We start from the raw sequence: 15,015 nt of genomic DNA, 5'->3' as shown, positions 1-15,015 counted from the left end.
TTTAAATAAAAAAAACTTCGAACATCCCTCCCGTTCTGGAATGAGGTTTGACATACCTAAAAATTATTCTTTCTGTCTATATAAAATCCTGCCTGTTCCGACAAAAAAAACATGCGTATGGCAATTGCCATATTATTGCCGTTAATTAACAGTCATGATAAAATTACCGGGCAAAGGTGAAAACTTAAATATTGGGGTGATCTTTATCAAGGAAGTTGAAATATATACGGACGGCGCTTGCAGCGGTAACCCCGGCCCCGGCGGTTACGGAGTGATTTTGAAATATGGGCCTCATACCAGGGAAATGTCCGGTGCATATGAGAACACAACTAATAACAGAATGGAATTAATGGCTGTAATTAAAGGCTTGGAAAGTTTAAAGGAACCATGTCGGGTAACTGTTTTTTCCGATAGCAAGTATATTATAGACGCCATAACCAAAGGATGGGTGTTAAAGTGGCAATCCAAAGGATGGATGAGAAATGATAAGGAGCGGGCAAAAAATGTTGATTTGTGGGAAAGAGTTTTAGAATTAAGGCAGAAACACCAGGTCAACTGGGTTTGGGTTAAGGGACATGCCGATAATGAATTCAATAATCGATGCGACCAATTGGCTGTAACTGCGATCAAAAACAGTTTACGTCTGGAAGATAAGTGGGAATAGAAACTCAAAAAACGTCGGAACAAAAATTGCTATTGGGATAAATGATCGGGTTAATTCAAATAATAATTAAAAATTTGTTATTGCAATCATAGCATTAATACTGTCATTACAAGCATAGCGCAGCAATCTCAAAAGCAGAGGTTGCTACGTCGTTCCACTCCTCAGCGACAGATATAGTTTTCATTAAAGTATAGCGGATAACCGCGAACAAGTATAAATCGATCAGAGGTGAAAGTTTGGTGCGGAGGATAAAAAATTTAAAGGCTGTTAGTCAGGTACAAAACAGAACTGATGCTGAAGAAATTGGCGAAGAGGTCTTAAGGAACGTAAACAAAAGCCGTAACGATATTACGGATTTCCAGCTTAATGAGGCAGGCGGGCCTTTGGGCGAGGAGTTCGATGAAGCTGATTAATGGTAAATAGCCCAAAAGAACCATATAATCATCAGTATTTCTATAATTAGTTTTGCAATAGTTCCTCCAAGCAGACCAATAAGAGTACCCCAGCCAGAGCGGATTGCCTTATCAAGAGGTTTATTACTAATCAACTCTCCCGTAATGGCACCAATAAATGGTCCGAAAATGAGGCCGGCCGGACCTAAAACAATTATACCAATAATTGTGCCGGCAATACTGCCATAGACAGCTGCGCGAGAGCCTCCAAATTTTTTTACTCCTAATATACCTGCAAAATAATCTACGGAATATACTGTGGCGACCGCCAGCGCCTGGCCTATAAGAAAAATAACACTAATTGTATTGAACTTTGTAAGGATACCATAGACAAGCATGCCCAGCCAAATGAGTATAGCCCCGGGTAAAACCGGCAGCACCGAGCCGGCCAAACCGGCAATAAAGAATAAAATGGCCAGAATTAAAGCTAAAATAGCCAACATGCTCCCCCCCTTTTACAATTTTACCTATTTACCCAAAGCTTATCAAGCATATGTAAGTCCGGTCAAGTAAAAAGTAAAAAGATATAGCTTAAGCTTGCATGCGCCACGCTCGCAATTTCAAAAGAAAAGAGGGGCAAATGCCCCTTTAATCATTACCTTTAATCATTATATATCTTCTTCTATTTTACTGTTCTTTGAATCTAAGCTGTCAACAGACTCTCTTCCCGTTAATTCTGTAGATAAATCATCTTTGGGGCATTTTGATGAGCTACAAATTTTTGAGTCACTGGAACTGGAACTGGAACTAGAGCTGGAACTGCGGTAGGAACTAAAAGATTTGCTCAAATCAATCACCTCCTGGACATTATTCTGCCCATTAAAGCAGCTATATTACCTGGTTTTGCAACCCTTTGGAGGCAAAGGTTAAAAACTCATCCACAAGTTGTTTGCAAATTTTATTAATTTCATTAATTTCGAACTTGCCGGCATTATCGATATGGATACCTGCAATCATAACAACAGTGCAATTTAAAGCAACCGCTATATTTTCAGCCAGAGGCTTGGCCAATTCGTCTTCTTTATGGCCAAGCTCGGGAATCACTATGGTATTGCAGCTTATCTGTCCCTCCAGGGCAAGGCTGGGACGTGGATGACTAATCACAGTTGCCCCGATATGAGGTTTATCGCCACCTAACAACTGAACGATAACCCCAGATGGTGTTTGTGTTACCATTATTTCAACATTAAACGAAGCAGAGCCGGCTTTGGAATGGTACAAATCAATCATGTTTCAAGCCCCTTGAAAATATTTCCGGCGCTAAATCCAGCCAGCTTAGGCATTGTATCAAACCCTTTTGACAGAGCCAGTACCTTAAATATCCCGCCCATTCCGCCGGGCAGCAGCAGTTGCTTAATTGCCGCGGTTTTTTTCAGTATATCCGGCGTCAGATTGTAATCTGCCTGTCCTTTAATTGTCTCCAATAGCCCGAGATTTAATAGAAAATCCGGCTGGGTGACAAGTCCTATGGTATTTAATCCGGCTTTACCGGCCCAGGTTGCGAGCACGAAAAAATTCACGTTGGCTGTAATATCCTGGTGACCTATATTAATTAGCGGATCTTCAATTAAGCGGTGGCGGTAATAGCATCTTAATGTCCCGTTAAAGCGTTGGGACGAATACATTTCCGGCGTGGTAAAACCATAATCAATAATTAAAATAAATCCTTTTTTCAGGTTTTCCGCGACACGATTTAACCAATCTTGGGCTTGCAGGTTCACTTCCGCTTTTTGCCCGTTTTTTAATTGCACGCCTTGCAGCTCCAAGTAATCTGCCAGTTTGGCTGTCGAAAGAGCCCCTGTTTTAAAATATAATTCAGTACCGTCAAAAGCCACATACAGCTCATTTAATCCACCCTCGTCTGCGATCAGCAGGTGAACTGGAAAAGCGTCAATCAATTCGTTCCCGTAGATACATCCTGTGATTTCTCCCTGAGGTGTTATTTCGGATATATCAGTAACCCATTTGCACTTATTACGGTAATGCGTTGGGAGCAAGGCTGCTTGTTGTTTTTTCCTTAGCTCCGCACTGATTTCAACTAAATAATAATCTGTGGCGTCATAAAAGTCTTTATAATTTTTAGCTATTGAGTCTAAAACATCCCTTGCAAGCGCGCCGGAACCCGGCCCATATTCCACCAGAGACCATTGTTTCGGGCAGCCGCAAAGACACCACAGTTCATAAAATTGCTTGGACAACATGCTTCCAAACAAAGAGCCTGTATTGGGCGCGGTATAAAAGTCACCCTGTGGTCCGATGGTAGTTGCGGTTGAGTAGTAGCCATACAGCGGGTGATAAAGGGCAAGTTCCATAAATCTTGCAAATGTCATGGGACCCTGATTGGCAATTTTATCTTTTATTAAAGAAACAAGCTCGGACATTTGTACCTCCAACTGATGGTGTTATCAAATTAACAATTTACCGGCAACCCGTAAGTCGCCAACCCTGCGGGTTATTTTCTCCCGGTCTGTATATTCCAGTAAAGGCAGCGCGTATTTGCGGGAAGTTTGCAGCAAGTCTCTCAGTTCTCCCAGTGAAAGCTCGCTTTTCTGTTTAAAGTGTTCTTTAATCATTGAGATTGCTTTATCTAAAACTTGGCGGTGGAAAAAGATACCTTCTGTTATTTTAACCAGCTTACCCTGTCCCAGTAGATAGTTGAGAAATTCCTGACTTTCCGCAGGACGTTTAATACCGGTTTGCGCAGTTGCTTCGCTCCAGGACGGAGGCTGAAATTTGCTGGTCAGAAAAATGTTCTCAAATTTATGTAGAACTTGGCCCATTTCCTTGGATAGTAACGGTTTATACTCAAAAATGGCCACACTGTGTCCCATCCCGGAAATCTTTTGGTTTTTTTCAAAATGGTTTAACAATATCTGAAATTGTTTTGCGGTTAATGCAGAAAAAAAGCGTGATCTTAATTCTTCTTTGGGATATCCTTCCCGCAGCGGGAATTTCCGGTGGTAATCCTGCAGTGCTGAAATTATTCTGTTTTCCCACTGCTGAAGCACCATAGCAGATACAAAATAATCTTCTCCTTCAGTGGCGAACTTGGCCGCTTGCCTTTCCTCCGTTAATTTTGTCAGGGCCATAGCCATATCGTTTTTACTCATGCCAAGGGTGGAGGTTAAACCGGTAACGGTGTGCAACTTAGCATTTGCATTTAAATATTGTTCCACCCAATCAACTGCCGAGCCTTTTTCGGCAGTGGCAAGGGCTTCAATTATTTCTTTTCGATAACGCTTATGTTTATTGGGGAATGGATCGATAATTGTTCCTCCCCCCACAGTACGCATTGGGGAATAAGACCTGACAACGAAATGGTCTTTTCTGGCCGCTGCGATAGGCGATTCCAGTTGTAATTGAACATAGGCGTGTTCACCCTGTTGCAATTCTTCACGATCAAATAAAATAACTCGGCCCAAGATTTCAGCTGTTCCTAAATAAACCCTGACCCTGGCCCTGTGCCTTAAAGCCTTGGGCGCGCTGGAAAGATATTTAAAACTTACATCTAACCTGTGTGAAGGTTTTAAGCTTGCAGGCAACGCCAGCACATTACCTCTTTTGATATCATCAGTTTCTATACCGGATAAATTGACCGCCACTCGTTGACCTGATTCGGCCAGTTCAACTTTTTTACCATGCACATGCATGTTGCGAACCCGGGAGACGGTTTCACCCGGGTATATTTGTAAGCTTTCACCGGTTTGAATTTGGCCTGAAATCAATGTTCCGGTTGCCACTGTCCCGAAACCGGTTACGGAAAATACACGATCAACAGGTAAGCGGGCCGGACCGGTTGTCTTTCTTTCTTCAATACCCGCTGCTATCTGGTTTACAGCGTTGATTAATTCCGGCAACCCTTCGCCGGTTACTGCAGAGACAGCTATGATATCAGCTTTTTCCAGTACGGTATTGCTCAAAAACTCTTTAGTATCGTCATAGACCATTTTAAGCCATTCATCGTCGACCAGATCCTTTTTGGTAATAACTACAACTCCTTTATCAATCTGCAGGAGTTGAATAATTTCAAGGTGTTCCCTGGTTTGTGGCATGACTCCTTCATCCGCTGCAATAACCAGCAGGACAAGATCTATGCCGCCAACTCCGGCTAACATGTTCTTGATAAATCTTTCGTGACCGGGTACATCCACTATCCCCGCTGTTTGCCCGCCGGGCAGTTTCATGTAGGCGAAACCCAGCTCAATAGAAATTCCGCGTTCCTTTTCTTCCTTGAGCCTATCGGTATCAACACCGGTAAGTTTTTTGACTAATACTGTCTTGCCATGGTCCACGTGACCGGCTGTGCCGATAATAATATGTTTCATTCGGAAATTCCTCCCTGTTTCAACAACCTGCAGAGGATATCCACCAGCACCTCTTCCTCCCCGGTTAAAATGGTGCGAAGGTCAAGAATTAGCCTGTCTTCCTGGAGTCGCCCAATGACAGCCGGGTCAGAACAACGCAGTTTTTGGGCTAAACTTGCTACTGAAATTGCAAAAGGAACTACTTCAATTGCCAAATAAGGTAATTCCGCCGTTGGAAGCGCACCGCCGCCAACCGCCGAAACTATTTCCACTATCTCAAACCTCGCTCGCAGGCCTGCTTTTTCTGTCAATTTACGGCATAATTCCAAGGCTCTTTGTTCCTGTTCGGGTTTTTTTGAATAGAGCATTTGCAAAGTTGGTATATTTTTAATTGCTTTATCAGGCTCAAGGTATTCTCGTAATGTAGCTTCAAGCGCTGCGACTGTGAATTTATCAATTCTCACAGCCCGGGTGAGCGGGTTTTTTTTCATTTTTTCAAGGTATTTCGTTTTTCCCACAATAATTCCCGCCTGTGGTCCGCCTAAAAGTTTATCGCCGGAAAAGGTTACAACATCACAGCCTGCTTTAACAGTTTCCTGTACGGTAGGTTCTTCCGGCAGGCCGAAGGTTGAATGATCAATCAGTGACCCGCTGCCCAGGTCCGACATCACCGGCAGCTGAAATTCCTCTCCAATAGAAACCAGCTCGGCTACTGATGTTTCCCTGGTAAACCCGACAATGCGGTAGTTGCTGGTATGTACATGTAGAAGAAGTGCTGTTTCTGAAGTGACGGCTTTTTGGTAGTCCCCGGGATGGGTTTTATTTGTTGCGCCAACTTCCACCAGTTTGGCTCCACTTTGAGCCATAACTTCCGGAATTCGAAAAGAGCCGCCAATTTCAACAAGCTGGCCCCTGGAAACAATCACTTCTTTTTCTCTGGCTATGGTGCTAAGTGCAAGCAGCACTGCGGCTGCATTGTTATTCACAACCAGTGCTGATTCCGCTCCGGTAAGTTTTGTCAATAAGTCTTCCACCGGGGCATAACGAGAGCCTCTTTTACCGGTTTTCAGGTCAAGTTCAAGGTTGGAATATCCCGAAGCGGCCTGTTCAATAGCCTCGCGGGCTCGTTCTGAAAGTACTGCCCGTCCAAGGTTGGTATGCAGCACTACACCGGTTGCGTTGATAACCCTGCGCAGATTGGGGCGGTTTTTTTCCAGAGCCCTTTCCGCTGCAATAGTGGTGATTATGTCCAACAGGTACTGTCGCGGGTTATTCTCCGGTGATAATTTAATACGATTTGTTAAAATATCTTGTCTAATCTCGGCCACAATTTCCCGCACTGCCTCCAAAATTAAAACCTTTGGGATTTGGGATGGAAGTTCTTTGATTTCCGTTCTTTGCAAGATTTCGTCAACTGCGGGAATTTGCTTAAGCATGCTATAATTATTTTTTCCGGACATATTTTCCTCCAGCATCATCATCGTAAACATTATATGGCAGCCCATGCCAATAAGGCAAATATTTTATCTCGTTAACTGCCGCTAAGACTCCCGCCTCTATAGGCGGGAGTCTTAGCGGCAATAAACTCGAAATAAGTGCGACTAAGGTTCAGGTGGGGTCAAAACCCCACCTGAACCAAGTCTTCTTTATCATAATAGACTGTACCATAAAAAAAGAGGTTGCGGGGCAACACTCTTTTTTTATGGCATAAACATGATTTGTTTAAAAATAAGCAAGTTATTGCAGCACGATTAATGCATCTACTGCCACTGCGCCTTTGGGAAAAAGCAGCAGTGGGTTAATGTCAAGCTCGGCAATTTGCGGGAAATCCTCAACCAGCCTGGAAACCTTTTGAATGATCTCAACCAGAGCGTTTTTATCGACGGGTTCTTTACCGCGCACACCCTCAAATATTTTTTTACCTTTTAATTCTTCCAGCATTTCCCGGGCATCCAAATTAGAGACAGGGGCTACGCGCAGTGCGACATCTTCCAATACCTCGACAAAAATGCCACCCAGACCGGCGATGATTGTTGAGCCAAATACCGGGTCTTTGCCGGCACCTACAATAATTTCAGTCCCGCCGCTTAACATCTCCTGTACCAGAACACCTTGCACCAGAGCGTCCTGATTATATTTCCGTGCATTCTCGATAATCTTGTTGAAGCTTTCGACGACCTCCTGGTCAGTAGCAATGTTTAATAATACGCCACCGGCTTCAGTTTTGTGTAAAATGTCCGGGGACATAATTTTCATGACCACCGGGTAACCAATTTCCTTGGCTGCCTGAACAGCTTTCTCTGTTGTTTTGGTCAGTACTTCCCGGGTGGTGCTAATGCCATAAGCCCGTAATACCTGTTTTGCTTCATATTCAGTTAACTTAGCACCGGGTTTTAAGTTATTTAATATTTCCCCTGCCATTTTTTTGGCGCTTGGGGGTGCTTGTATAGAATAGTCTTCATTGTTTTTATTACTTCGAGCGGTTTTAAATTCACTGTAATCTGCCAGTACAGCAAGTGATCTGATGGCAAAATCAACTTCCTTGGCGGCCGGTATGAGATTGTCGTTTAAAAAATGCAATGCCTGCAGAGCTGCTTCTTCCGGTCCCCACACGATATTAAAAATCGGTTTGTCAGTTTTTTTACTCACCCGCACCATCTGTTCCAGGTTAGTGCGGTCGCCGTGCAGCGCCCAATAAGCTGTGATAAGCATGTCGATTCCGGGATCATTTATTACTATTTCCGCACATTGCTCTAATAAGCCCGGCTGGGTCAATATAGCTGAGGTAATGTCGACCGGGTTGGCAGAGGAAGCAAAAGCCGGCAGGACATTATCTAATTTAGCCCTGGTTTCTGCTTGCAGGGGGGCAACTTCCAGGCCGTAGAAGGAACATTTATCCGTTAATGCCACGCCGCTTCCTCCGGAAGTGGCTAAAATTGCAATTCTTTTACCTTTGGGACATTTATTGCTTGCCAGTATCGACAAAACAATCTGGTATTCTTCAAGACTTTCGATGCGAATAATGCCCTTTTGTTTAAAAACCGCGCTATAGACTTTATCCGAGCCAACCAGTGCGCCGGTATGGGAAGCGGCAGCTTTGGCAGCGGCAGGGTAACGCCCGGCTTTGATCAATAGTATGGGTTTATTATTCTGCAAGGCCATGTCGGTCGCATTTATAAACTTTTGACCGTCCTTCACTCCTTCCAGGTAACCCCCAATTACCCTGGTGTAGTTGTCCCGGGCCATAAAACCCATGTACTGTGAAAAATCAACATCTGCTTCATTGCCGGTACTTACGAAATGACTGAAGCCATAGCCCTTTTCTTTAATCATCTGGTAAATGGCCGCCCCAAATCCCCCGCTCTGGCTGATAAAGCCCAAAAAATCGGGAACTAAAACCTGTTCCGGCAGTTCTGTTACAGAAAAGTTGGCCATAAGCGCGTTACGTGAGCTGAAGATGCCCATACAGTTGGGGCCGCAGACGCGCATACCTGTTTTTTGGGCCAGTTCAGTTATTTCCATCTGAATTTTGGCGCCTTCCGGTCCTACTTCTGCAAAACCCGAGGTAAATATAATTACCCCCTTTACTCCCTTATCTGCGCATTGCTGCAATTGATCGAGAGTATATTTGGCGGGTACGGCAATTATAGCCAGGTCAACGGAGCCTGGAACATCTATAAGCGCAGGGTAACAGGGCAGATTACACAGGGTGGTGTGCTTGGGGTTAACAGGATATATTTTGCCTTTAAAGCCTGCATTTATCAAAGATACAAGCGGTTGTCCACTTGGTTTAAAAGGGTTTTCAGAGGCGCCTATTATGGCCAACGATTCCGGCTGAAAAAGCGGCAGAAGGCTTTTTATTTCTTGTTCAAAATTAATGGTTTTCAAAAGAATTCCTCCTTGAAAAATGAATGAATATTCACTCTGCATGTTCTATTTTACCATAAATTTAACCACATCGTTAACACTTATTACTATAAAATCGGTGCTTGTAAATATTATGAAAAATCAATGTTCGAGGACCAGTGGCTCCCGTAAATTGTCATTTATAAGGAGCGAAGAGACGTGGCAAAAAATAAGCCTCCAACCGTTTAAATAGATCGGAGGTCCGGAAAAGTTTTAATTATGCTGTAATCGGTTTTTCGTTGGGCCGGGATGAAACCGGCATCAGCTATACAGCGTTGGATTTCTTTTAAGGCAATTCGATAACTAGCTCCTGCAGCCTTAACCACATTTTCTTCCAGCATGGTGCTGCCAAAATCATTAGCTCCAAAACTTAGTGCAACCTGGGCTATTTTAGCGCCCTGAGTAACCCATGAAGCTTGCAAGTTGGGAACGTTATCAAGCATAATTCGAGAAACTGCCAATACTTTAAGGTATTCATAACCACCGGCTGTCACACCTCCAAGGTCGGTATTGCGCGGTTGAAAGCTCCAGGGGATAAATGCGGTGAATCCTCCGGTGACGTCTTGTTGGTCACGCACTCTTATTAAATGGGTGATAATGTCTGCACTGGTTTCGATATGACCAAACACCATTGTAGCAGTTGTTTTCATGCCCAGCCGGTGGGCAGTGTCCATAACGTCCATCCACTGGCGCCAGCCTATTTTGTTGGGGCTGATTTGTTTTCTCACCCGGTCGACTAAAATTTCCGCACCGCCACCGGGAAGTGAATCGAGCCCGGCATCTCTAAGTTTTGTAAGAACTTCAGCTGCAGATAAACCCGAGAGCTTGGAAAAATGGGCAATTTCCGGCGGGGAAAATGAATGTATATGGATATCATATCTTTTTTTAATATCCTGAAGCATGTCTGTGTAGTATTCCAGGGTAAGATCAGGGTGTAAGCCTCCCTGAATTAATAATTCGGTTCCGCCTACATCTATAGTTTCTTCAATTTTCTTATGTAATACAGTTTTTTCTATTACATACGCGTCTTTATCTTCCACTTGCCTGTAAAAAGCGCAAAACCGGCACTGGCAGGCACAGATATTAGTATAATTGATGTTGCGGTCAATAATATAAGTGACCATCCCCTCAGGGTGCAGTTTGTTTTTAATGGCATTGGCAGCCATACCCAGGTCAATTAGATTGCCCTGCTCTAATAATTCGATTCCTTCTTCCCGGCTAAGTCTGTCTCCTGCTACGGCTTTGTCTAAAAGGGCTCCAGCATTAGTCAAATTATTCACCCCAGATTGTTAGTTTAATCCTTTCTTCAATGATGCCGCTTTTGTAAGCGTAATCATAATAGGTTAAAAGGGCTCTGCGTTCGCTTTCTCCCAAATCGTGGTGGATTGTGTCAAAATAATGGTTAAGCAGGCTATGTGGCAAATGAGAACGTTTATGCCCTTTGTTCACCAAATCATCACGATTGGCCAGCCCGATAGCCTTTGCTTGATTAAATAACCGGCTGATTTGTTCAACAATTTCAGGATTATTTTCAGCAAGCTCTGCATGTACTACCCAAACGGCATAAACCATTTTCTCTCCGGTAAAGTTTTTCCACTCTTTGCCCAGATCTGTAACATTAATATCGGGTTTGTTTTGCATAACAGCTTGATGGGCCAGCATGGCATCGTCACCGATCAGCAGCGCAGCGTCAGCCGAGGCCAGCATGGCGTCAAGATTGGGTTCGGAGCGGTGGAATTCTACCTGTACATGGTAGTAATGCTCAAATAGAATACGTAAAAGAACAACGGATGTAGCTGAGGATGTGGTTACATTTACGGTTTTACCCTCAAGTTCAGTTGGCGGGCAATGGCTGAATAAAAGTATGCTTTCGACATTACCGTCGGCGCTAATGGACATATTGGGAATAATAATACATTTGTCCTTGTATTTTGCATATTCAATAGATGAAATAGGCGTAATATCCAGTTCCCCGTTAAGGAACATATTATTTAGTTTTGTAGGGGGACCCTTGATTAATTCAATATCGGCATCAAGCAGTCCGTCTTCTAGGGCGTGGTATACGGGAATACAATTCAAATATTCAACCTGGCCGACGCGTAAGCGAGTCAATTAAAGCCCTCCTCCACCACGTTATAAAGTGTATCCCTTTGAACGGGAATATAACCGGCAAATTTAATCATCTTGATAAGTTTGTTTTTGGACATGGCTTGATCTGTTTGGGCTCCCGCATCGTGTGCAATTTTCTCTTCGACTACTGTACCGTCCAAATCATCAACACCAAATGCAAGGGAAACCTGGGCCAGCTTGGGACCGACTGTTATCCAGTAAGCTTTAATATGGTCGAAATTGTCAAGCATAAGCCTGGCTATGGCCAGGGTCTTTAAATCCTCATAGCCTGTTGTTGTATTTATCCCCATTGATTCCAGAGCAGTGTTCTTGGGATGAAAGGCCAGGGGAATGAAGGTCAGAAAACCGCCGGTTTGATCCTGCAATTCACGTAATTGGATCAGGTGGTCGACCCTTTCCTCAATTGTCTCTACATGCCCGTAAAGCATGGTGGCATTAGTCCTCATACCAATTTCATGAGCTGCCCGGTGAACGGCCAGCCATTTATCTCCATCAATTTTTTTGGGACAGATAATTTCTCTTACCCGTGGAGCAAAGATTTCCGCTCCCCCGCCAGGCAGGGAATCAAGGCCGACTTTATGCAGTGTTTCAAGAACTGCTTGATAGGTCATGTTGTGGATTTGCGCCAGAAATTCAATTTCTACGGCGGTGAGGGACTGGATGACAACACCGGGCAAGACTTTGCGCACCCTTTGCATCATTTCAACATAAAAATCCAGTTTTAAGTCGGAGTTTAGCCCGCCAACGATATGAATCTCCGAAATGTTTTGGTCAGCCGATTCTGCGACTTTGGCCTCAATTTCATCAATACTCATTACATATGCTGCAGGGTCATCGGCATCTCTGCCAAAGGCGCAAAGTTTACACCTGTTTATGCAAATATTGGTATGATTGATATGCCTGTTGACAATAAAAAAGGCTTTTTTGCCGTTTTTTCTTTCCCTGACCAGAGACGCCAGCTTGCCGATGGTTAATAAATCGTTTGAATGGTATAATGCGATGCCGTCATCTCTTGTCAAGCGCTCGCCCGAGGCAACTTTGGCCGCAATTCCCGTTAGGATATTTTGATCAAGCATGTGAACTCTCCTTAAAAAACATGAATTGTGTAGATTATATCGAGTAAGGTAAAACAAAACATTAGTATACTTAATGTACCGTTTAGATTAAAAAAAGCCACACCTGCCCTGCTCAAATCTTCAGGCGACACCAGTTTATGCTGGTAGAACAATAAACCAACCGCAACTGCCAGGCCCGCAAGATAGAACAGGCCCATGTGCATAACAACTGCAACAGCAATAAAAAAGGCCGGTGCTAGGATATGAAATAAAGCTGATATTTTAAGCGCCCTGGCAATGCCAAACCGCGCCGGTATGGAATGAATTCTGTTACTGGTGTCAAATGAATAATCATCACAGGCATAAATTATATCAAAGCCGGCTACCCAAAAGAGCACGCCTATCCCCAGTAGAATTGGGGCCAAGTGGAAACTGTTGGCAATGGCTACCCATGCTCCCAAAGGGGCCAGCCCCAGTGTCAGTCCTAAAAAAAGGTGGCAGGTCCAGGTAAATCTTTTAGTATATGAATAAAAGCTTAAAGCCACAACAGCTATGGGGAATAGCTTAAAGGCCAGCGGTGAAAGTTGATATGCCGACAACAGCAGCAGCGCAAAGGAAAGCAACGCATATCCCCACACTTCTCCTACTCTAAGCAATCCTTTAGGTAACGCTCGATTTGCTGTTCTTGGGTTTTGGGCGTCGATATGCCTGTCGATAATTCGGTTAAGAGACATGGCAGCCGTGCGGGCACCAATCATGGCCAGGGTAATCCATAGTATTTCGCTTCCGTCGGGAACCTTTTTTTGAACCAGTAACGCTCCAATAAAAGCAAATGGCAATGCAAAGATGGTGTGTTCAAAACGAATCATATCAAGAAATATTTTTGTTTTATTGGTTATTGTCGACTCCATAATAAACGCCACTTCCTATCAACTCAGTAGTCGGAATAATTTTGGGTACGATTCTAGGGATTAAAACCAAAAAGGAATGCTAAAATCCTTACTGAATTCTGAGTCCTGACTCCTGAATTTTATAACTGTTAGACAACCATATTGCAGGCAATACTGTTTTCTTTTGCCAACAAAATGAGCAGTTCCTTGAAAAGATTAATTTCACGGGAGGGCGGAAAATGCTTAATTGCTGCTTCGGCAGAATTAAGGTAATAAGCAATTTGTTTGACGGAAGCTCCTCTTTCCAAAAGACCATACGCCATACCAATATTAATGCCAAAGTCATATAAATGCTGTTTATCCTCTTCCCCCGCGCCAGCAACATCTGCTCCAAGATATGCTGAATAAGCAAACATTTCGGCTGTTTCTTTTTTAATAACATTTAGATACTGCTGCGTGTCCAGCAGCTCAACGTTAGGGTATTTAGGACTTAATATTCCGCCTTTGTTTATTGAACAAATAAGCCCCGCCAAATTTTTAAGATAATTTACAATACCCGCATCGCACAGGGTAGTAAAAAACCTCCCATAAAGATAATCACCAACCAGTACCGGAAATTGATATTTGTTACGGCTATCACCGTAATTTTCTTTGTTATTGATACTTTCCTGGACTTTCAAGTGTACTTGTGAAGCCATATATATAAACTGCAAAACCCCGGCCAGCGCAATAGTTTTTTCCGTTACCGGGCTGAATAGCCGGTTGCTTAATAATACCAGAGCAGGGCGCATATTTTGATCAAAATAATTAAAATCCAAAGTTACAAATTCATTTAAGTGACCAGCTCTAATTTTAAATTTTTTTTCCATCAGCGCTTGCACCTTGGTTAAATCTTCATTAATCAATTGAAATATATTCATGTGCGGGGGAAGCCCTCCTTTGCCTCAAACAATTATATATTCGTTGCTAGGTCGTAATTTCCTTTTTGAAATAGCAATGACCTTGCTGTTTGTATTAAAACTGCAAGGTCATCACTAATCTTCACTTAAGTTGGTACTAATAAAAATCCCTCCTAAAGATTTACGGCTTCCCGAGTAAATATCTCCGGCAGAATTCCCCGTTTGGTCTCTTTAGCAGTTAGATGCTCTGCACCGAATTTTTCGGTCAGATAATTACATGCATCCCATGGATTCACCTTTTCTCCACAGGTAAACACGTCGACAGCTGCATATCCTAATTCGGGCCAAGTATGAATTGCCAGGTGAGATTCGGAAATTACTACTACTCCGCTAACTCCCTGAGGACTAAATTTATGGAATACATATTCTCTAACTTCCGCACCCGCTTCGAGTGCCGCATCCACCATAATTTTTTCAACCTTTTTGATATCATTTAGGATATCAAATTTACATCCATAAATTTCTGCTAAAACATGGCGGCCCAAAGGTTTCATTCTAATTATCTTCCCCCTTTATAAATTTATTTGGATCGACATCGCAAGTACCTGCCGAATTCCAATCAAACTCAATTTTAGCATAAAATCTATTGATGTCAACAATATTTTATTTTAGTTTATGATTTAAAGGGATTAGTTGCGGTTTTTGCCTTAAAACC

General features: G+C 43.2%; 15 protein-coding genes. 3 read left to right on the top strand and 12 right to left on the bottom strand.

Annotated features, from left to right (window positions below; genetic code table 11):
- Positions 1-154 precede the first annotated feature (154 nt).
- On the top strand, positions 155-664 hold the full coding sequence (rnhA, locus tag BM056_RS02230) for a ribonuclease HI (protein ID WP_435050941.1): 510 nt from the start codon (positions 155-157) through the stop codon (positions 662-664).
- A gap of 239 nt (positions 665-903) precedes the next feature.
- The gene (locus BM056_RS25960) at positions 904-1,077 is read left to right on the top strand and encodes a hypothetical protein (RefSeq protein WP_165613322.1); all 174 of its coding nucleotides are present in this window, start codon (positions 904-906) and stop codon (positions 1,075-1,077) included.
- On the opposite strand, the gene BM056_RS02225 is transcribed toward BM056_RS25960, so the two are convergent.
- Positions 1,074-1,559 carry a DUF456 domain-containing protein gene (locus tag BM056_RS02225; RefSeq protein ID WP_337833477.1) on the bottom strand — a complete coding sequence of 162 codons (486 nt, stop codon included), beginning with the start codon at positions 1,557-1,559 and terminating at the stop codon, positions 1,074-1,076. The genes BM056_RS25960 and BM056_RS02225 overlap by 4 nt on opposite strands.
- 94 nt (positions 1,560-1,653) lie before the next feature.
- On the opposite strand from BM056_RS02225, the gene BM056_RS02220 reads away from it, so the two are divergent.
- Positions 1,654-1,884, top strand: coding sequence for a hypothetical protein (locus BM056_RS02220; protein ID WP_092468272.1), 231 nt, complete (start codon positions 1,654-1,656; stop codon positions 1,882-1,884).
- A gap of 60 nt (positions 1,885-1,944) precedes the next feature.
- On the opposite strand, the gene lpdD is transcribed toward BM056_RS02220, so the two are convergent.
- The 11 genes from lpdD to speD all read right to left on the bottom strand — a co-directional run bounded on the left by lpdD (position 1,945) and on the right by speD (position 14,854).
- Positions 1,945-2,346: a prenylated flavin chaperone LpdD gene (gene lpdD / locus BM056_RS02215; RefSeq protein ID WP_092468270.1), complete on the bottom strand. Its 402-nt coding sequence runs from the start codon at positions 2,344-2,346 to the stop codon at positions 1,945-1,947.
- Entirely contained in the window at positions 2,343-3,497 is a 1,155-nt protein-coding gene (locus BM056_RS02210) for a class I SAM-dependent methyltransferase (protein WP_092468268.1), read from the bottom strand. The genes lpdD and BM056_RS02210 overlap by 4 nt, the downstream gene beginning before the upstream one ends.
- Before the next feature lie 24 nt (positions 3,498-3,521).
- A complete protein-coding gene (gene selB / locus BM056_RS02205) occupies positions 3,522-5,441 on the bottom strand; it encodes a selenocysteine-specific translation elongation factor (protein ID WP_092468266.1) in 1,920 nt (639 codons plus the stop codon).
- The gene (selA, locus tag BM056_RS02200; RefSeq protein ID WP_092468265.1) at positions 5,438-6,880 is read right to left on the bottom strand and encodes an L-seryl-tRNA(Sec) selenium transferase; all 1,443 of its coding nucleotides are present in this window, start codon (positions 6,878-6,880) and stop codon (positions 5,438-5,440) included. The genes selB and selA overlap by 4 nt, the downstream gene beginning before the upstream one ends.
- Positions 6,881-7,157: 277 nt before the next feature.
- Positions 7,158-9,308: an acetate--CoA ligase family protein gene (locus BM056_RS02195; RefSeq protein ID WP_092468263.1), complete on the bottom strand. Its 2,151-nt coding sequence runs from the start codon at positions 9,306-9,308 to the stop codon at positions 7,158-7,160.
- Between the two features lie 203 nt (positions 9,309-9,511).
- The gene (gene mqnC, locus BM056_RS02190) at positions 9,512-10,606 is read right to left on the bottom strand and encodes a cyclic dehypoxanthinyl futalosine synthase (RefSeq protein ID WP_092468261.1); all 1,095 of its coding nucleotides are present in this window, start codon (positions 10,604-10,606) and stop codon (positions 9,512-9,514) included.
- Positions 10,599-11,438 carry a menaquinone biosynthetic enzyme MqnA/MqnD family protein gene (locus tag BM056_RS02185; protein ID WP_092468259.1) on the bottom strand — a complete coding sequence of 280 codons (840 nt, stop codon included), beginning with the start codon at positions 11,436-11,438 and terminating at the stop codon, positions 10,599-10,601. Before BM056_RS02185 ends, mqnC begins: the two co-directional genes overlap by 8 nt.
- Positions 11,435-12,532 carry an aminofutalosine synthase MqnE gene (gene mqnE / locus BM056_RS02180; protein ID WP_092468257.1) on the bottom strand — a complete coding sequence of 366 codons (1,098 nt, stop codon included), beginning with the start codon at positions 12,530-12,532 and terminating at the stop codon, positions 11,435-11,437. Before mqnE ends, BM056_RS02185 begins: the two co-directional genes overlap by 4 nt.
- An 11-nt stretch (positions 12,533-12,543) precedes the next feature.
- Positions 12,544-13,422 carry a UbiA-like polyprenyltransferase gene (locus BM056_RS02175; RefSeq protein WP_092468255.1) on the bottom strand — a complete coding sequence of 293 codons (879 nt, stop codon included), beginning with the start codon at positions 13,420-13,422 and terminating at the stop codon, positions 12,544-12,546.
- 128 nt (positions 13,423-13,550) lie between these two features.
- A complete protein-coding gene (locus BM056_RS02170) occupies positions 13,551-14,321 on the bottom strand; it encodes a polyprenyl synthetase family protein (protein ID WP_092468253.1) in 771 nt (256 codons plus the stop codon).
- 152 nt (positions 14,322-14,473) lie between these two features.
- Positions 14,474-14,854, bottom strand: a complete 381-nt coding sequence (speD, locus tag BM056_RS02165) for an adenosylmethionine decarboxylase (protein ID WP_092468251.1) — start codon at positions 14,852-14,854, stop codon at positions 14,474-14,476.
- Positions 14,855-15,015: the final 161 nt, after the last annotated feature.

Source organism: Desulfotruncus arcticus DSM 17038 (assembly GCF_900113335.1).
GTDB classification, from domain to species: Bacteria; Bacillota; Desulfotomaculia; order Desulfotomaculales; family Desulfallaceae; genus Desulfotruncus; species Desulfotruncus arcticus.
The sequence above is the reverse complement of the archived record's forward strand: the minus strand, read 5'-3'. Positions and strand labels throughout refer to the sequence as shown.